Origin of the sequence: Achromobacter sp. ACM05 (assembly GCF_019218915.1) — a bacterium.
Classification (GTDB): domain Bacteria; phylum Pseudomonadota; class Gammaproteobacteria; order Burkholderiales; family Burkholderiaceae_B; genus Achromobacter; species Achromobacter animicus.
Map to the genome: position 1 here is coordinate 458023 of NZ_JAHUWQ010000004.1, position 17895 is coordinate 475917.

A 17895-nucleotide genomic window follows, 5' to 3' on the forward strand; every position below is an offset into this window, starting at 1 on the left:
CGTCAGACATCCTTGTCTCCGGGGGCTGTTCCCGCCGCCTTGATCTGCGCGAGCCTGTCTTTGGATAGCCTGGACACCGCCCGGCCCAGATCGCCCGGCTTTCTATTCGGATCCGTCAACACCGCTGCAAGCTTCGAATCCTTGTCGAAATCCGAAGCGACGACAAAATAGAGATACATGTAGCCCCGCATGTCCCCTTCGTCCTCAATCCGATAACGCGTCCAAGCCTGCTTTGTCACCTTCGCGAGCACATACCTCAGCTCGTGAATGCTTCTGTAATTCTCGAGTTCTTCCTTGTGATGCTTGTATAGCCAGCGCGTGGTTTCAACGATGGGAATCCTGACTTGCCCCAACAGTTGACGGCTGAGGGCCAACTCCATGTGCTTGTCCGGATAGATGTGCAATTCCAATATGACGGGTCCATCGCCAGGAGGAGGCCCTTGAACTTGCAGACGCGCCTTCGTCTCTTTGGTGAAGATCACGTCATCGAACTTTCCGTCGTACATGTGCTTGCGCATCAGATCGGCGTCGCCCCCTCTCCACTTCATCGTGAAGTCAGTACCTTTCAGCGAATAGCAACACGAGACGCTTCCTTCGCCACCCCCTGATGGAATCATGCCGCTTGCGGCCACACCGCCAAACGCATCGGCTATTCGAACGGACTCAAGATCCCAGGGCGTGTAGTTGTAGGTGATGACGCTGACCCCTCGATAAGTGGGCGCTGCGTGGCAGCCGGCCAACAGGCCAAGCCAAAGCAGCATGCCGGCCAGTGCTTTACGCATCGCCGCCATCCCTCCCCGCCCGATGCACCGCATCCCACACCGCATCCGGCACGCCTTCCAGCGCTTTCGCCAGCCCGCCCTCGGCGCCTGCCCGATACACGCGCAGCCCGTCGGCGATCGCCGGATGCTCATCGAAGCGCGGCGAGATCGCCACGCCCCAGGCGACGTAGTCGAACGTGTCCTTATCTCCCGCCACGCCGTGCGCGCGGGCACGTTCCAACTGCTTCTGCACGCGGAGCACCAACGTGTCCTGATCGGGATTGCCGGGCAGCATGTCTGGATAAAGCCGGCGCAACTGCACCGCCAGCTTGTCGGGGTAGTCCAGATCGAACAGCATCTGGTGCTGTTCAGGCGAGAATTTTTCGATACCTTCCGGCCGTGCGGCGGGCAGCCTGCCCGCGCCCGGCAATTCAGCCAGCGTGCCATCGCGCAGCGCGTAGCGCAGCGTGACGAACGGCCCGGCGAATCGCGCGCGCTGCTCGGGCGTCCAGACCTGCAACACGCGCGCCAGGATGCGGCTGTCGTACCAATGCAGGAAGAACTCGCTCGCGTCGGGCAAGGCGTAGTCGCAGAACGGCCCGAAGTGCGCGATCAGCTTCTCCAGCGGCACGGCCGACGCGAAGCTCATCATCGCGTAGCGGCCGCCGGAACGTTCGTGCAGGGCTTCCAGCACGCGCACCAGCACGGTGCTGAAGTCCCCATGGCGCGGCCCGCGCAGTACGCCTTGCGACGCGCCGTCCACTTCGATCAGCAGCGGCGCCACGTCGCCGTAGATGTCCAATCCGGTCTGCGCCCACACCGACCCGAAACTCAGGTCTTCGGTGGCCGTCAGCCGCGCCAGCAGGTCCGGATGGCCGCGGAAGTCGACGATCACATAGGCGCGCGCGGCCTCGCCATACGGGCCGCGATGATGGGGCAATTCGGCGAACGTGGACAGCAGCGCGTCCTGCCAGGAATATTGCATCGCCGTCATGCCTTGTCGGTGATGGACTGCACGCTTTCCTGAGCGTCAAGAATGCAGGTCTTGCAGACGGTGAATTGCGGGAACGGATACGGCATCTGCGTCGGGCCGGCGAACTGCTTGTTGCCGGTCTTGACGTCGATGCGCCCCGGCGCCGTCACGGTGATGTTGCCGCCTTCGATCACGATGCTGGCGCCCGCCGCATTGGCGATGCGGATGCGCTGCGGCGACGCGTACTCGATGCCCGCGTTGGCGCTGACCATGCGCAGGTCCTGTTGCGCCTGTACCGTCAGCGTGTCGTGCTGCGAAATGACATCGACCTCGCCGGTGCCGGCGATCAGGTCCAGGCCGGATTCCGCGCCGCCTGTCTGCACGCCGGCCACGATGCCCAGCGCCTGGCCGGTATGCACACGCAGCGAACCGATGACGGCCAGGTTGTGGTCCTGTCCCGACGACCAATGCACGAGTTCGCCGGCCGCCACCTGGACGTTGCGCCCCGCCGCCTGCGTCAGCCCCGCGCGCCCCGCCATCAGCACCAGCGGATCGGTCAGGTGCGGCACCTTGCCGTCGACGACTTCGGTGTGCTTGGCCGACGCGTCGCCGGCCGCGCCGCCCACGGCCTCGCCCGCGACGGTGCCCGACACCGCGTGCGTCATGGCGGCCAGCGGCGCGCGTTCGCCGTCCAGACGGCTCGCGCCCGCCGAGGCCGTGCCGCGCGCCGAGGCCAGCCGCACGCCCTGATGGGCGCCGATCACGCCGTCGAACGACTGCGCCATGATGTCAGCCTGCCCGGCCAGCGCCAGCGGCCCCGCCGAGTCGCCTGCGGGCTCGCTGCCGGCGGCGGTGTAGGTGGTCAGCAGCACGCCGCTCCCGCCGCGCACCGCGCCAAACGCGTCGGTACGCAGTTCCGCGCCCACGCCGCGCACGTTGCCGCGATAGTTGCCGCTTTGGTGGATCAGATGGCCAAGATTCAATTCGCTGGCCGCCAGCGAGGATTTGATCTGCATGCGCAACTGGCCATCGCTGTCATCGAACACGATCTGGTTGTAGCCGTCGCCGCCGAATTCCTTGCTCTTGAAGCCGCTCAACGCGGCTGCGTTGCGGTGCTGGTTGTCGCCGCCCGCCGCGCCGTGCCACGCCGGCGCGTTGCCGCTGGCCAGGTTGGCCTGCGCGCTGGGTTTGCCGTCGATGGCCGCCGCGTACACCTCGGTGTTCATCGGCTCGCCCGCCTTGCCGCCGGGCGTGGACGGAATGCCGCCCTCGCCGCGCCCGTTGTAGAGCGCGCCCACGACCAGAGGCTGATCGATGTCTTCGTCCAGGAATCTCACCAGCACTTCCTGCCCGATGCGCGGCACGAAGCTCATGCCCATGCCCGCGCCTGCCTGGCGCTGCGCCACGCGCGCCCAACGGCTTTTCGCCAGACCCTCGCCGTCGGATTGCCAATGGAAGCGCACACGCACGTCGCCGCGCGCGTTGCGATGGATTTCGTCTTCACCGCTGGCCTCGGTCGCGCCGTCGGCGCTGGTGACGATGGCCGTATGGACGCCGACGGCGGACGGGGCACCCGCGAGCCTGGCGCCGCGTGCCGCAGCGGGCAAGGCGCGCCACGGGCGGTCGCAGCGCACCGCGCAGAACCGGTTGGCGTAGCCGACCTCGTGCGCGCGCGCCATCACGGCCGCCTCGGGGCGCCCCACGCCGATATCGGCATCGCCGTGCACCGCATGGCCGTCGTCCTCGGCCCCGTCTTCAAAGCACAGGAAATCGTCCAGGGCGCCCAGCCTGTCCGCCAGGCTGGCGTCGTTCTGTCCGGGAAGATTGTTCACCCCTGCGTGCTCCACGCGGTCCAGTGCGAAGTTCGGCTCAAACCCGGCCTCGCCAGAAGGCCCCAGCGGCGACATCTCCTGCAGCGTGAACCGCGTGCCCGAGCGGAAGGTGCGCACCGTGCCGCGGCCGACAAAGGTCTCGGCGCTGGCCTGCGCGGCCTGCATCAGCAGGTTCGCCTGAAACTGAGCGTGCGCCTGGTTCAGCAGCCCGCCGTGTCCCAGCGGCTCGAACCATTCCAGCGCCCGCTCGTCCGCGGCGTCATCGGCGGGACCGGCCAAGGCCTGCCCGGTGATGGCGTGCTTGCCGCTTTCATGCCAGGCCAGCACCGTCACTTTCTCCACGGTGCGGCGCATGCGGCGCGCGATGGCCTGCACGCCGTCGCGCGATTCGCTTGCATGGGCGCGCTGGAACCGTACGCCCGCACCCGCCGATTCCGCGTCTTCGGCCAGACCGCGGCTGTCGGCGAAGATCAGCACCGCGTGGCGCGACGGTGCGCTGTCGTCTTCTACCGTGGTCCAACCCAGGCCGGCTTCCGGGAGCAGGCGCGACAGAAAGGCGTAATCGGTTTCACGGTACTGCGTGGTGTAGGGCCGCGCCGGCAGGCCGGCCAGGTGATCTTCCACATCGGAAGCCACCTTGTAGGTATAGCCCTCGTAGCTGTCCAGCACATGGCGCACGATGTCCAGCACCGGCTGGTTCTCGTAGATGCGGCTGTCGCGCCGCTGCGTGGCAAGCCACAGCCAGGGTGCGAGCGTCAGGCGATACCGGGCCATGCCCGCATTCCCGCCCAGCATCTCGGCGGCGCGCACCACGCCGCTGCGGCCGGCCTCGGTGCCGTCGGCGCGCGTGGTCCACAGCGTGGCGGGCCGCGACACCATGTCGTTCAGATCCAGCGCGGCATCTTCGGCCAGGGCCACCACGCGCATTTCGCTCAGCGTGGACAGGCCTTCGCGCGCGACCCAGCCTTCGACCTGCAGGGACGACATCGCGCCCTCGCCATCAAGCCGGAAAAGACGGGACTCGGCGCTGAAACTGCCGTTGCTAGCGTTGACAGCCATGGAAGAAAAACCTCATGGGAACGTGGGCGGCGCCGGCATCGTCGAGCCGGCAAGAATTCAAGGTTCGATATTGGCCTGCGGGGTCGGGCATTCCGGTGCGGTACCCCATTGACCCGCGCATACGCGCAGGCGGCACTGTTCGCCTGCGATGAAGCTCAAACGGCGGCATTCCTTCAACCGCTCGGATAACGGCGAACCCGGCATCTCGCGGATGAACACGCCGTCGGACTTGTAGACACGCGTGCCGGGCGGTGATGCAGGCGGCAACCCGTAGTCCATCAGCGCCGACAACAGCGCGGCATCCTTATCGGCGGTCTTGGCGCTTTTGCGCGGAGCGGCGGGCGCGGACTTCACCGCGCGTGGCGCACCGGCGCCCGACGCAGCGGCGCCCGGCGCAGCGGCGCCCGATGCACCGTCGCGTTGCGCTAGCCGCTCCGCGGCCTGCCGCGTGGGACCCGGCGCCGCCGCGGTTGCGAGCGAAGACGTGGCGGCGGGCGCCGATGATGGCGTCATCGCCAGCATGGACAAGGGATTGGCCGGCTCGCCAAGCGGTTCGGGCTCGCCGCGGCCCAGGTCTGCGTCGCGCGCAGGCGGCGACTCGTCAATGATCGTGGCGACGTCGGGTGTTTTTTCCAAAGTGCCGAGCGGGTTGCTGCCCGAATCCGGCGACCGCGACAGTGCGGCTTGCTGCGGGGTTGACGGCGCGGGCACCGGCGTGGGCACCGGCGCATTTGCAGACGCGTTCGCAAGCGCAGGCGCGGCGGCAGGCGTCTGCGCCGGTGCCCGCGCCATCATCGACGCAGCGTCGTCCTCATGTATTACCCAGACGATGCCGCCCGCCAACAACAACAGCACCAGTAACAGCGCGGTCCAGCGCCGCGCGCGCGAACGTCGCGGCGTTGCCATGTGTTTGACCTCGGCTTCCGGCGCGCGTCCTTCCAATGCGGCCAGGATTCGCGGCGAGTCGGCCTCGCCACGCGCGGCAGTCGAGGTCATCAGCAGACTCGGCGCGGTCATCGTAGGGCGAGCTTGTTCTTTCTCTTCTGCCATGCGGGTTCCCGTGTCAGCAGGAGGCGTGTGCAGCCCCCCTGTAACCAAGCCCGCCGAGAATACCTGATCGACCCCTTTCAGACACCGATTCTTGTTACGATTTCTAAGCCTCCGACGCGGTTTGCAACGCCGGATCGCTTGCCTCATGCGCGGATAAAACAAAAGATTACGCCTTCACATGAGGGACCTGCCTTGTTGCTGCTTCTGCCCCTGTATTTCTTGCTGGCGGTGGGCGTCTCCGCTCTCCTGTTTTTTCCCGCACTGCGCCAAGGCGCCGTGCGGGGGATGCGCGCCTGCGTAGCGGGCGTGGCACGGGGCGCGACGCGTGGCGCGAACCAGGCCGGCGGCGCCGTGGGCGGCACGGCCGGCGCGATAAGAAAAGGGTTCGGCGCCTCGTTCGAGTGGGTCGGAAGGTACCGGTGGCAGGTCGCAATCGGGCTGACAGTTGTATTGCTTCCGTCACTGTTTGCTTTCTTGATGCGACACAATCACACATTCGTTTACAGCGCCTCAACCAGCGGTCCGGACCGCCGAATCCAGGCATTGCTCGAGGGCGAAAGACTGGTTCCGCCCGCCGCCCTGCCCCCTGAAGCATTCACCACCCGCGAAGTCGAACAGGTGCGTCCGAAGCTGGGCGGCGCCAGCCGCAACTGGGATCTGCTGGATGCCGATTTCCGCCAGCGGCTGTTGCTGGCCTATCGCATCATGCGCGAACAGCACGGCTATGAAATGACCCTGATCGAGGGCTACCGCAGTCCCGAGCGGCAGGATGAACTGGCAGGCATGGGGTCGCACGTGACGAACGCCGGCGCCTTCCAGAGCTATCACCAGTTCGGTCTGGCCGCGGACAGCGCGTTCTATCGCGACGGCAAGATCGTGATTTCGGAAAAAGACCCCTGGGCCATGCGCGGCTATGAGCTGTTCGGCGAGACCGCCGAGCTCGTCGGCCTGACCTGGGGCGGACGCTGGAAGATGATGGACTTCGGCCACGTGGAGCTGCGCCGCCCCGGCGTCATGCAACGCGCACGGGAGGCCGCGAAACAATGATTCGCGTGCTGAAGAAAGGCGGGCTTGTCCTGGCCCTGTTCGCCGTGGTGTGGCTGGCCGTCATCATCTGGTGGCAGGAGTCGCGCACGCTGCCCACCGGCGTCGACATCGGGTTGTACCTGTTTGCGTTGCCGCTGGCCATCCTGGCCGCGATCTGGATCGGGGCGCGCATGGTGCGTGCTGCCCGCGCGCCCAAGGCGGCGCCCGCACAGGCGCAGACGGAAGCGCCATCCGACGCGCCGGCCCGGCCCGCTGCGCTGCGGCTGATCGCAGCCGCCGCGCGCGCCGCGCCGGGCGAGAATGTCGCGGCGATCGCCGAAGCGCTGGCCGAGCAGAAGCGGCCCGAACTCGATGCGGAACTGAAGACGCCGCAGGGCTATCCGATTTTCGCCGCGCGCGTGGCCGGCATGGACGACATGGCGCTGTATGCCGCCGCGCGGGACCGGGGCGCGCCCGCTGACGCCTTGGCCACCGCCACGTTGCGTGTGACGGCCATGCTGGCCGATGTCGCACAGGTGCTGACGCATGAGGCGCACGCGCGCGCAACCGAGTTGGACGTGCCCGCGCGCGAAGCGGACTGGCCCCGCCTGCACTTCGACGTGGTCGTGCCGGCGGCGTGGTCCGAAGCGGCGCGCCACCGCGCGCTCGCGGCAGTGCGGTCGGCTGCGGGGGCGTGGCCCGATGCGCGCATCCACACCACCGAACATCCCGCACGCGACGGCATGGCCACTGACCACCTGCTGCGCCAGATTGCCGCCGAGTCAGCTAGTGCCCGCGCCGAACCGCAATGGCGCATCGTGCTGGCCGGGGATGGTTATATCGACGCCGAGCAGGTCGCCCATTGGGACGGCCTGGCCACGTTGCTGACGCACGCCAATCCGCAGGGCCGTGTCCCGGGCGAAGCCGCCGCCGGCCTGCTGCTGGCGCCGCCCGATGCGCAGGCCGAATTCCACGTCACGCTGTCGCCGATGCTGCAACGGCAGAAATCAGCCGACGCGCGCGGCGCCCTCGCCGAAGCGCCGCTGGCGGACCTGGCGCGCGACCTGCTGCAAGCCGCCGCCGTGGAGCCCGGCGCCGTCGGCCACATCGTCAGCGATGGCGATCACCGCGGCGCCCGTCCGCTTGAGCCGCTGAACGTGGCATCGCAGGTTTTCGACCATCTGGATGCCGCAAAGGACTGCCAGGCCGTCGGCATGACTTGCGGCCACACGGGCGCGGCGGCTTCGCTGCTGACGCTGGCCGTGGCCTGCGAAACGTGCCTGCAATTCGACCAGCCCGTGCTGACCCTTACCCTGCAAGACCCCGCATTGCGCGCCGCCGCGCTGGTCTCACGACCGGCCGCCAGCGCCACCGCCTGACCCAAAACAAAAGCGAAAACCATGCGTAGCCCATCAGGATTGCTTTCTCGATTTTCCAGCGCCATGAGCGACGTGCGCTATTGGAGTGGACGCGTATTCGCCAACCCACGCACCTTCATGCTCATCGGCCTGATCGCGCTGATCGTCTTCCTGTTCCTGTTCGCCGACACGATGCAGATCGCCATGACCTGGGCCGGCGCGGCGCTGGGCGTGCTGCTGCTTCTGTGGCTTTGCGTCTATCTCTGGCGCCGGCGCCGGACGCGGCGGGCCAACCAGCAGCTGGGCGACATGCTGGAACAGCAGGTGCAGACGGGCGCGGCCGCCAGCCCTGCCGCCAACCGCAGCGAAATCGAGGCGCTGCGCACCCGGCTGACGCAGGCGGTCCGCACCATCAAGACCTCCAAGATCGGCCAGACCTCCGGCAACGAGGCGCTGTACGAACTGCCCTGGTACATCGTCATCGGCAACCCCGCGGCGGGCAAGAGCAGCGCCGTCATCAATTCGGGACTGCAGTTTCCGTTTGCCGACAAGAACGGCGCCGCCGTGCGCGGCGTGGGCGGCACCCGCAACTGCGACTGGTTCTTCACCACCGAAGGCATCCTGCTGGACACCGCCGGCCGCTACTCGGTGCACGAAGAAGACCGCAACGAGTGGATGAGCTTTCTGGACCTGCTCAAGCGCCATCGCCCCAAGGCGCCGATCAACGGCATCATCGTGGCGGCCAGCATCAGCGAGCTGACGGACGCGGGCCCCGAATTCGCTATCAACCTGGCCAAGAACCTGCGCCAGCGCGTGCAGGAACTGACCGACCGGCTGGAAGTGTTTGCGCCGGTCTATGTGATCTTCACGAAGGCTGACCTGATTGCAGGCTTTTCCGAATTCTTCGCCGATGCCGACGCGCGCGAGCGTGACCGGGTCTGGGGCGCGACGCTGCCGTACGGCGCGGACGAAAGCCGCGACGTGCTGACGCTGTTCGACGAGCGCTTCGATGAGCTGTATGAAGGCCTGAAGGAAATGGGCACGGCCCAGATCTCGCTGCGCCGCAATGCGGCCCTGCCGCCGGGGCTATTGACCTTCCCGCTGGAATTCGCGGGCATCAAGCCGGCGCTGCGCACCTTCCTGTCCACGCTGTTCGAGACGAACCCGTTCCAGTACAAGCCTGTATTCCGGGGCTTCTACTTCACCAGCGCATTGCAGGAAGGCGCGTCGCGCAGCACCTCCACCGACAAGCTCGCGGCGCGCTTCGGCTTGCGGCCGGCCTCGCGCGAAGCGGCGCGCAGCGTAACGTCGCACAACGGATTCTTCCTGCGCGACCTGTTCTCCAACGTCATCTTTGCCGACAAGAAGCTGGTGCGCCAGCACGCCAGCCCCAACAAGGTCCGCATGCGCTACCTGACCTTCTTTGGCCTGGTGCTGGCGCTGGGATTGGTGCTGGGCGGCTGGAGCTGGTCGTATCTGGGCAACCGGCAACTGGCCAGCAATGTGCAGGCGGATCTGGACAAGGTGGTGCGCCTGCAAAGCGAACGCACCGATCTGCAGAGCCGCCTGGAAGCCATGGAGATCCTGCAGGACCGCATCGAGCAGCTGGACCGCTATTCGACGAGCCGCCCGCTATCGCTGGGGCTGGGTCTGTACCAGGGCGACGTGCTCAAGCAGCGCCTGCTGGCCGAGTACTACAACGGTCTGCGCCAGTTCATGCTGGTGCCGGTCAAGGCCAGCCTGGAAGACTATCTGGGCCGCGTGGACGTGTCGCAGGCGGCCGCGGGCGGCGCGCCGCGTACGGCGCCGCCGCAGGCTCAGCCGGTGAGCGCCAATGCCGGCAACACGCTGTTCCAGGACGCCTCGCCCACCAACGTCGACGACGCCTACAACGCGCTCAAGACGTACCTGATGATGGCAAACCGCGAACACGTGGATCCCACGCATCTGTCCGACCAGATCACCCGATTCTGGCGCGGATGGCTGGAAACCAACCGGGGCGCGATGCCGCGCGACCAGTTGATCCGCAGCGCCGAGCGCCTGATCTCGTTCTACGTGGCGCGTGCCGCCGATGCAGACTGGCCGCAGATTGAAACCAATCTGGCCATGGTGGAACGCACACGCGGCAACCTGCGCAGCGTGATGCAGGGCATGCCGGCGCGCGAGCGCGCCTATGCCACGCTGAAGGCGCGCGCCGCCACGCGCTTCCCCGCGATGACCGTCGCCCGCATCATGGGCGAGGCCGATGCCGCGGTCGTGGCGGGCAGCTACGCCGTGCCGGGCACGTTCACGCGCGAGGCCTGGGAGCAATACATCGAGCCGGCCATCGGCGAAGCCGCGCGCCGCGAGGTGCAGACCAGCGACTGGGTGCTGGGCGTGAACGCGCGCGACGATCTCACGCTGGAAGGCAGCCCCGAGCAGATCCAGAAGAGCCTGGCCACGATGTACAAGACCGAATACGCGCAGGAATGGCAGAAGATGCTGCGCGGGGTCACCATCAAGCCCTTCACCAGTTTCGATCAGGCGGTGCAAGGCATGAACCGCCTGGGCGATCCGCAAAACTCGCCGCTGGTCAAGCTCATCAACACCACGTATGAACAGACCTCGTGGGACAACCCGTCGCTGATCAACACCGGCATCACGCAGGCGCAGACGGGCGTCGTCGCCTGGTTCAAGCGCGTGATCCTGCGCCAGGGCCAGCCCAAGCCGGCCGAGGCGGCGCCCGGCGGCGAGCAGATCCCGATGGGCCCGGTGGGACGCGAATTCTCCGACGTGGCGCGCCTGGTGGTCCAACGCGACAACCAGTCGCTGCTGGGCAATTACATGAACGCCCTGTCCAAGATCCGGACGCGCTTCAACCTGATCAACAACCAGGGCGATCCCGGCCCGGGCGCCCTGCTGCTGATGCGCCAGACGCTGGAAGGCAAGGACTCCGAACTGGCGGACGCGCTCAAGCTGGTGGACGAGCAGATGCTTGCCGGTCTGACGCCGGCACAGCGCGAGACGCTGCGCCCGCTGCTGGTGCGGCCGCTGATCCAGGGCTACGCCGTCGCCATGCAACCCGCGCAGACCGAGCTGAACAAGGTCTGGAACGCGCAGGTCTATCAGGGCTTCACGCAGAACCTGGCGGACAAGTATCCGTTCTCGACCAAGGCCGGCATCGAGGCCAGCAGCGAAGAGATCGCGCAGGTCTTCGGTCCGCAGGGCAGCATCGCCAAGTACGTCAATGAGACCTTGGGCCCGCTCACCGTGCGCCGCGGCGACATCCTCACGGCCCGCACGTGGGGCGACATGGGCATCGACCTGCAGCCGTCGTTCACCGCGAACTTCGCGCAATGGGTGGCGCCGCTGTCGGGCGGCGCAGCCGGATCAGGCGCGGCCAGCCAGCCGCAGACGCTGTTCCAGATCCAGCCCAAGCCCGCGGGCGGCGTCACCGAGTACACGATCGAGATCGACGGCCAGCAACTGCGCTACCGCAACACGCCGCCGCAATGGGTCAACTTCGTGTGGCCCAACGCGCAGGGCGCACCCGGCGCGCGCATCACCGCCACCGCCTTTGACGGCACGGTGGTCGAAATCGTGAACGAGCCCGGCCGCTTCGGCCTGGAACGCCTGATCTCGGGCGCCCAGCGCAAGCCCAATCAGGACGGCAGCTTCGAGATGAGCTGGACCAAGTCCAACATCACCGTCCCGGTCCGCCTGCGCATCATCAGCAATACCCAGGCGGCCAGCGCAGGCGGCGCCGAGCCCGGCAGCCAGGGCCTGCGCAACCTGCGTCTGCCCGCCACGGTCGCGGGCTCCTCCCCTCAACCTTCCGTCGCCTCGACGGCTGCCGGAGTGCAGCAATGAGCAATCCGCAGTCCCCCATTTTCCGCACGGCCTACTTCGGCAAGATTCCGTCGCGTGGCGACTTCGTGAAGAACACCTCGCACCCGCAGTTGATGGCGACGCTGGACGCCTGGGTCGCCAACACCATGGAGATCCTGGCGCAGGATCCGCATTGGAAGACGCTGTACGACGAGGCGCAGCCGGTGCCCTTCGCGGTGCTGGGTTCGCGCGGCAAGCTGGCCATCGCGGGCCATCTGCAGCCCAGCCGCGACCTGTCCGGACGGCGCTTCCCGTTCATCAGCGCGACCTCGGTCGAGGTATCGCGCCCGCTGGACTTCATTGCGCGCAGTCCGCTGGCCTTCAGCCGGATGTGGAACCGCATGGGGGCTGCCGCGTCGCAGCTCATGCAGGAAGGCGACCCCGCCGATGCGTTGCAGACCCTGAACGGCCTGGAAGGCGAAATCCGCACCGCAGCCGACGACGGCTTTGACGCCTTCATCGACCTGCAGACGCTCGAGCGCGTGGAAGCGATGCTGCGCAGCAACGGCCACGCCGCCAACATGCACGACATCGTGCTGGCGCTGGGAATACTGCTGACGCCGGTCATGTCCAGCGGCTCGTCGCAGCTGGACACCGGACTGGCGCTGCCGCTGCCCGACGACCCGCTCTACATCAATCTGGTGGCAACGTACTGGATGACGCTGATCGCGCCCTTCCTGAATCGCGCCGACTTCGAGATCGCCATGTTCATCGGCCATATCGCGGGCAAGCACCGGCTGGTGGTGGGGTTTCGCGGCGCGTCACCGCAGACGCTGGCCACCCTGCTGTCGACGCCGCAGACGCTGTCGCAGCACTACATCATGCTGGACGCCGCCCCCTGGGTGCGCGACCACGTCAGCGCCAGCCACGGCCTGGCCAAGCTGTCGAGCTATCTGGATCAACAGCGGCTGTCCCTGCGCCAGGCGCTGGAGACCTACCGCGAAGTCTTCATCGGAGCCTAGGACATGCGCACACTCACTCTGGTCCTGGCCGCGGCCTGCTCCTGGGCGGCGCATGCCCAGGACGCGGCGACGGTCGTTCCCGCCAACGTCATCCCCCAACCCGGCCAGGTGGTCGCCAGCGGCGCGGTGCCTGACGAAGCCACCAAGGCCGACGTGCTGCAACGGCTGCAAAAGGTGTATGGCGTGGGCAATGTGATCGACCGCATCGACGTGGGCGGCGTCGTCGCCCCGCCGAACTGGTCGCAACACGTCGGCAAGCTGCTGGACAGTCCGCTCAAGCAGATCAACCGCGGACAGCTGGAAATCGACGGCACGCAGATCCGGCTGCGCGGCGAGGTGGACAACGAAGCCTCGCGCCAGCAGATCGCCAGCACCTTCGCCACCTCGCTCAATCCCACCTACAAGATCGTCAACGGCCTGCGCGTGTCGGCGGACAAGGACGAGCAGGACGTGCTGGACAACCTGCTCAGCAATCGCGTGGTGGAGTTCGAGACGGGCAGCACGCGCCTGACCGCACGCGGCCGAGAGCTGCTGGACCGGGTGGCCGATGCCGTGCCGAAGCTGCGTGCCGACAAGATCCAGATCATCGGCCACACCGACAGTTCAGGCAGCCGCAGCACCAACCTGGCGCTCAGCCAGGCGCGCGCGGACGCGGTGCGGGATTATCTGGTCGATAAGGGTTTGCCGGCATCGCGCTTTGAGGCGATGGGCGCCGGCCCCGATCAGCCGGTGGCCACGAACGCCACGCCCGAAGGCCGCGCCAAAAACCGGCGGATCGAATTCCGCGCGGCGCGCTGAGGCCGCGCGCCGAGGGCCGCCTCAGCTGCCCTCGCCGGCCTTCTTGATGCCAAGCAGTTCTTCCAGGCCCGAGAGGGTCTCGTCGTTCTTGACCACCGTGCGCAGCCACAGGTGCAACGACATCTCGCCCCAGCTTGCGGCCTTGTCGGCCAGGTAGGCGACCGGGCTGTGCGGCTCGGTGCGGCGAAAGAAATCGGCCACCTCGCGCAAATGCGCCAGCGCCTGTTCGCGGCTCTGGATCGGACCGCGCACGGCGGCCGGCGGCGCGCCATGCGCGGGCGTATCGACTGCGGGAAAGTGATCGGCGGGGGGCAAGGTGGGCTCCACTCGAACGGGAACGGCGGGTGTGGACGCCGCGGGCGGCGGCGCGGCCGCCAGGTCGGCACGGACCAGCAGGCCCGCGTCGCGCGCAAAGCGGTGCACCAGTTCCGTGACATTGCGCAGCGACTCGCGCACACGGGAGAACGCCGGGCTTTCGTCGCCCAGCCGCTCGTCCAGCGTGCGCTCCAGTTGCGCCAGCGCCTGCGAGCAACCTTCGAGCTGCGTGTCCAGCTCGGAATAGAACGACGGCGGCGTATCGCGCCGCGCGGCGTCGAAGCGGTCCAGCGTCAGCTTGCCGCGCGTCAATTCATTGGCGTTGTCCGGCGTACGCTTGACGGCGTTGGCGAGTTGGCTCGCCGCCTCCCACAGCACCGCGCCGTAGCGCGCGCCATCGGCCTGGGTCAGCGGAATCTCGCCGATCAGCTGCTGCGATCGCGACAGCAGCCACGCCAGATTGCCCACGCGCTGCTGCACGTCGCCGTCTTCCGGCACGGGATGCAGCCCTTCCCAATAATCGCGGCACAGCCCGTCGATGAGCAGATAGCCGTCACGCAGCCCCGCGAACCCGCGCGTCTTGGCCCAGGCTTCCGCCAGCCACGACGCGATGCGGATGTCCTTGCTGCGCTCGCGCAGCACCGTCGAGCAGATGCGCGCCACCTCGGGCCAGTCGGCCTCTTTCAGGTCGATGACCCAATCGCCTTGGTCGAGTTGGGGATCGTCATGCCGGCGCGCCTCGCGGATCGCGTCGAACTCGGGCGAAAACACCAGGTCGACGCCGCAAGGCGCGTCGCCGGGGATCGGAAGCAACAGGGCGTTGATGTCGGTCATGGGCGCGGAGCATATGTAAGTAGGCGCAAATCATCCCACAACCGTTTACGCAGGACGTTCAAAGATGACACGTCCTATTACAAAGCGCGTCACGATGCTTCGCTATGATTTGCGCTCCGATCAAGGAGCACTCATGACGACGAAATCGATCCGCATGTTGCCCGACGGGCACTTCATCGCCGGCGCCCCGCGCCGCGCGCCCGACGGCACCATCGTCGGTGGAGAAGGTCCGATCACCCGCGCCCCGGACGGCACCTACGTGGCCGGCACGCCGCAACGCGCCCCCGACGGCAGCTACAAAGGCGGCGGCGGTCCCGTGCGCATGGCGCCGGATGGAACATTCGTGGTGGGCCCGGCACGGCTGGCGCCGGACGGCACGTATCTGTAAACACATACTTGGCGCGCACCATGTCCCAACGCTCCGTCATCCGCAAGGGCGATAAAACGTCGCACGGCGGCGTCGTCGTGACCGGCGACGAAACCGTCGTCATCTTCGGGCAGCCGATGGCCCGCGTCGGCGATCGCGTCACCTGCCCCAAATGCGGCGACACCCACACCATCGTCGAAGGCGTGCAGAACGTCGGCTCGGACCGCCTCACCGCGCTGGAAGGCATGCGCACGTCGTGCGGCGCCACGCTGATCGCCAGCCAGCATTTCTATCAGTTGGAATACGGTTGAGCGACGGGCCACGCGCCTGGCGCGAGGCCGAGCGCGTATTCAGAAGGCGCGAAGGCGGGCCCCCGCATCGGGGACCCGCCAACGGCACGGCAGGACCGGCGTTCCGGCCTGCCGGATTGACGATTACTGCTGCCAGTTGTGCGTGCTGTACCGGTCGTTGTCGATGCGGTTCAAGACAGGCAGGCCGGTGCCCGAATCCTTCACCTGCATGTCGATGTAGGCCTGGAACACATCCGCGTCCAGCACACCGATGTCCGAGCGCCGCTCGGCCGGCACGTTGGCCAGCGTCGTGTAGCCGTCGCCGCCGGTGGCATTGAAGCTCAGCACGAACAGGCGATAGGTGCGCGCATTATCCAGCGGCAGCCACGTGCTGGTGGCCTGGTCCAGGTACTGGAAGTTGCTGGCGCGGCTGCCCTTGGCGTTGGACGCGGTCACATCCCAACGCAGGCCGGCCGCGTAGGGGTAAGGGCCGTCCTTGCCGCCCGGCTTGTACGTCGCGTCCAGGCCATCCTCGATCATGGACTTGACCTCGTTGGCGGTCAGATCCAGGCGCCACAGCATGTTGCCGAACGGCACGACGGCGATCACGTCGGCGGCCGTCACCGTGCCGTTCAGCGCGCGGCGCACACCGCCACCGCTTTGCAGGGTCATGTCGGCGCCGCCGTACTCGGCATTGGCCACGTCCAGATAGGCTTGCGCCACCAACTGCTGGATGTCGCCGCCGCGCAGGGCGACGTTGCCTTCGCTCTCGCAGGCGGGGCTGGCTGCATTGCTGGCGGGCGTGGGACCTGGAATGCGGCGGAAGCACAGTTCCAGAGGCACCTGCGCGACGTTGGTCTTGCTGAAGCTGTCGATCTTGGCCTTGAAAGGTTGCAGCACCGACAATGCGGCGGCGTCTGGCGTCTGTTCGCGCAGGAAGCCGCTGGCTGCGACCCCGGCCTTGAAGGCGGCGCGATCGGCATCGGAGGCCGCAACCAGGGTGCTGCCCGACTTGACGCGGTAGTCGGTGTCGATCAGCACGTGCGGCGTGCCGGCGCAGTTCGTGACGTCGCCGTTGGCGTCGAAGCTGACCTTCAGTTCACCCACGACTTGCGAGTATTCCCAAGCCTGCACCAGGCAGACGGGCTTGCCGTCCTTGTCGGCCAGACGGGTCGGATAGGCGCCGCCCGGCGTGCCCACGGCCATCGTCTTCATCGCGTCCGGACCCAGCAGCGTGTGCGAATCGCCGCCCACCACCACGTCCACGCCGCTCAACTTGGCAATGACTTCCTTGTCGTAGCCGTAGCCGATGTGGCTCAGCAGGATCACTTTGTTGACGCCATTGGCGCGCAGGGCGTCGATCTGCGCCTGCGCGGCCACGGTTTCGTCGGTGAACGTCGTGTCCGCGTTGGGGCTGGACGATTCCTTGGTCTTGCTGGCGATCGTCAGGCCGACGATGCCGATCTTCTGGGCATCGCGTTCCACCACGATGGCGGGCTTGATCAGGTCGGTGCCCTTGAGCGGCGAGCTCGCGCCGAAGTTGACGTTCGCGCTCAGGACCGGCGTCTGGCAGGCGCCGGCGTGCAGGAAGTCGACAAAGCGCTTCAGGCCATCGTCGCCCTTGTCGAACTCGTGGTTGCCCACGGCCATGGCGTCAAAGCAGACCGTGTTCATCAGCGCGGCATCGGCCTCGCCCGGCTCGCCGGCGCGGTTGAAGTACAGCGTGCCGGTCTGCGCGTCGCCCGCGTGCAGCTTCAGCACGTTCGGAGAATTCGCGGCCAACTGGTCGATGGCGGCCTTCACGCGCGGCATGCCGGCGGCGGACACGGTCACTTCGGTATCGGCGCCCGCCGCGTTCTTCAGGGTCAGCGTCCGGTCCTTGCCGTCCAGCGTGGAGTGATGGTCATTGATGTGGAGGATCGTCAGCTCAAGCGGACGCGCCTGCACGGGAGGTTCGGTAACGGGCGGCGTTTCGGGGTCGCTGCTGTTGTCGTTGTCGTTGTCGCCGCCGCAGCCGGCAAGCAGCGCCATTGCGCTCATCATTGCGCAGGCCAGCGCATTCCGATTCCAGTGCTTCATGTTCCTTTTTCCCGTGGAGGCTATTCGAGGCCCGCATTCTGTTTGCCGCGTATGACGCAACGATGAATGCGAGCTGAAAACCTTCCGCGCAAGAAAATGGTCGATTTTTCGCGTCCGGACATGCTTTTGACGCGTAGCTGGTGTAACGGGAGTGGCTATTCGCAAACACGGACAGGCCGCATCCGGCCGGCCATGTGCGCATCTGAAAACACATCCCGCACTGGAAAAACGAAGGTTCGTGCGATAAATTCATACATCGGAACAATCAGTTACAGATTCATCTTCCGAAACTTTTCAGGCAAGTCACACTTCGAAAACTGGTTC

General features: G+C 67.0%; 13 protein-coding genes. 7 read left to right on the forward strand and 6 right to left on the reverse strand.

Features of this window, described 5'->3' with window-relative positions; all coding sequences use genetic code 11:
• Positions 1–2 precede the first annotated feature (2 nt).
• From KW836_RS24280 to KW836_RS24295, 4 genes are read right to left on the reverse strand one after another with little or no spacing between them, the layout of a single operon-like run.
• The gene (locus KW836_RS24280; RefSeq protein WP_218344998.1) at positions 3–782 is read right to left on the reverse strand and encodes a DUF3304 domain-containing protein; all 780 of its coding nucleotides are present in this window, start codon (positions 780–782) and stop codon (positions 3–5) included.
• A complete protein-coding gene (locus tag KW836_RS24285) occupies positions 775–1755 on the reverse strand; it encodes a DUF4123 domain-containing protein (RefSeq protein WP_255596193.1) in 981 nt (326 codons plus the stop codon). Before KW836_RS24285 ends, KW836_RS24280 begins: the two co-directional genes overlap by 8 nt.
• Complete coding sequence (locus KW836_RS24290) at positions 1752–4625, reverse strand: type VI secretion system Vgr family protein (RefSeq protein WP_218344999.1); 2874 nt, start codon at positions 4623–4625, stop codon at positions 1752–1754. Before KW836_RS24290 ends, KW836_RS24285 begins: the two co-directional genes overlap by 4 nt.
• Positions 4626–4682: 57 nt before the next feature.
• Positions 4683–5621: a hypothetical protein gene (locus KW836_RS24295; protein WP_218345000.1), complete on the reverse strand. Its 939-nt coding sequence runs from the start codon at positions 5619–5621 to the stop codon at positions 4683–4685.
• Positions 5622–5867: 246 nt separating this feature from the next.
• Between KW836_RS24295 and KW836_RS24300 the strand changes: the two genes are divergently transcribed.
• The 5 genes from KW836_RS24300 to KW836_RS24320 all read left to right on the forward strand — a co-directional run bounded on the left by KW836_RS24300 (position 5868) and on the right by KW836_RS24320 (position 13686).
• Positions 5868–6722 (forward strand): M15 family metallopeptidase, encoded by an 855-nt coding sequence (locus tag KW836_RS24300; protein WP_105237410.1) that lies wholly within the window; start codon positions 5868–5870, stop codon positions 6720–6722.
• Positions 6719–8080 (forward strand): hypothetical protein, encoded by a 1362-nt coding sequence (locus tag KW836_RS24305; RefSeq protein WP_175139386.1) that lies wholly within the window; start codon positions 6719–6721, stop codon positions 8078–8080. Before KW836_RS24300 ends, KW836_RS24305 begins: the two co-directional genes overlap by 4 nt.
• Positions 8081–8143: 63 nt before the next feature.
• Complete coding sequence (tssM, locus tag KW836_RS24310; protein ID WP_255596227.1) at positions 8144–11908, forward strand: type VI secretion system membrane subunit TssM; 3765 nt, start codon at positions 8144–8146, stop codon at positions 11906–11908.
• The gene (gene tagF, locus KW836_RS24315) at positions 11905–12888 is read left to right on the forward strand and encodes a type VI secretion system-associated protein TagF (protein ID WP_218345002.1); all 984 of its coding nucleotides are present in this window, start codon (positions 11905–11907) and stop codon (positions 12886–12888) included. Before tssM ends, tagF begins: the two co-directional genes overlap by 4 nt.
• 3 nt (positions 12889–12891) lie before the next feature.
• Positions 12892–13686, forward strand: a complete 795-nt coding sequence (locus tag KW836_RS24320) for an OmpA family protein (RefSeq protein WP_175125528.1) — start codon at positions 12892–12894, stop codon at positions 13684–13686.
• A gap of 21 nt (positions 13687–13707) precedes the next feature.
• Here the strand turns inward: KW836_RS24320 and tssA are convergent, their stop codons facing one another.
• Complete coding sequence (tssA, locus tag KW836_RS24325; RefSeq protein WP_218345003.1) at positions 13708–14835, reverse strand: type VI secretion system protein TssA; 1128 nt, start codon at positions 14833–14835, stop codon at positions 13708–13710.
• 133 nt (positions 14836–14968) lie between these two features.
• On the opposite strand from tssA, the gene KW836_RS24330 reads away from it, so the two are divergent.
• Both KW836_RS24330 and KW836_RS24335 read left to right on the forward strand, forming a co-directional pair.
• Entirely contained in the window at positions 14969–15223 is a 255-nt protein-coding gene (locus KW836_RS24330; protein ID WP_255596194.1) for a hypothetical protein, read from the forward strand.
• Between the two features lie 20 nt (positions 15224–15243).
• Positions 15244–15513, forward strand: coding sequence for a PAAR domain-containing protein (locus KW836_RS24335; protein WP_105237403.1), 270 nt, complete (start codon positions 15244–15246; stop codon positions 15511–15513).
• A gap of 123 nt (positions 15514–15636) precedes the next feature.
• On the opposite strand, the gene KW836_RS24340 is transcribed toward KW836_RS24335, so the two are convergent.
• Positions 15637–17571 (reverse strand): bifunctional UDP-sugar hydrolase/5'-nucleotidase, encoded by a 1935-nt coding sequence (locus KW836_RS24340; protein WP_218345004.1) that lies wholly within the window; start codon positions 17569–17571, stop codon positions 15637–15639.
• Positions 17572–17895 lie beyond the last annotated feature (324 nt).

Excerpts from the sequence above, each read along its gene's own strand:
- KW836_RS24295 (WP_218345000.1), bottom strand. The coding sequence starts at position 5,621 with ATGACCTCGACTGCCGCGCGTGGCGAGGCCGACTCGCCGCGAATCCTG.
- KW836_RS24290 (WP_218344999.1), bottom strand. The coding sequence starts at position 4,625 with ATGGCTGTCAACGCTAGCAACGGCAGTTTCAGCGCCGAGTCCCGTCTT.
- KW836_RS24285 (WP_255596193.1), bottom strand. The coding sequence starts at position 1,755 with ATGACGGCGATGCAATATTCCTGGCAGGACGCGCTGCTGTCCACGTTC.
- KW836_RS24330 (WP_255596194.1), top strand. The coding sequence starts at position 14,969 with ATGACGACGAAATCGATCCGCATGTTGCCCGACGGGCACTTCATCGCC.
- KW836_RS24335 (WP_105237403.1), top strand. The coding sequence starts at position 15,244 with ATGTCCCAACGCTCCGTCATCCGCAAGGGCGATAAAACGTCGCACGGC.
- tagF (WP_218345002.1), top strand. The coding sequence starts at position 11,905 with ATGAGCAATCCGCAGTCCCCCATTTTCCGCACGGCCTACTTCGGCAAG.
- tssM (WP_255596227.1), top strand. The coding sequence starts at position 8,144 with ATGAGCGACGTGCGCTATTGGAGTGGACGCGTATTCGCCAACCCACGC.
- KW836_RS24305 (WP_175139386.1), top strand. The coding sequence starts at position 6,719 with ATGATTCGCGTGCTGAAGAAAGGCGGGCTTGTCCTGGCCCTGTTCGCC.
- KW836_RS24340 (WP_218345004.1), bottom strand. The coding sequence starts at position 17,571 with ATGAAGCACTGGAATCGGAATGCGCTGGCCTGCGCAATGATGAGCGCA.
- tssA (WP_218345003.1), bottom strand. The coding sequence starts at position 14,835 with ATGACCGACATCAACGCCCTGTTGCTTCCGATCCCCGGCGACGCGCCT.
- KW836_RS24320 (WP_175125528.1), top strand. The coding sequence starts at position 12,892 with ATGCGCACACTCACTCTGGTCCTGGCCGCGGCCTGCTCCTGGGCGGCG.
- KW836_RS24280 (WP_218344998.1), bottom strand. The coding sequence starts at position 782 with ATGCGTAAAGCACTGGCCGGCATGCTGCTTTGGCTTGGCCTGTTGGCC.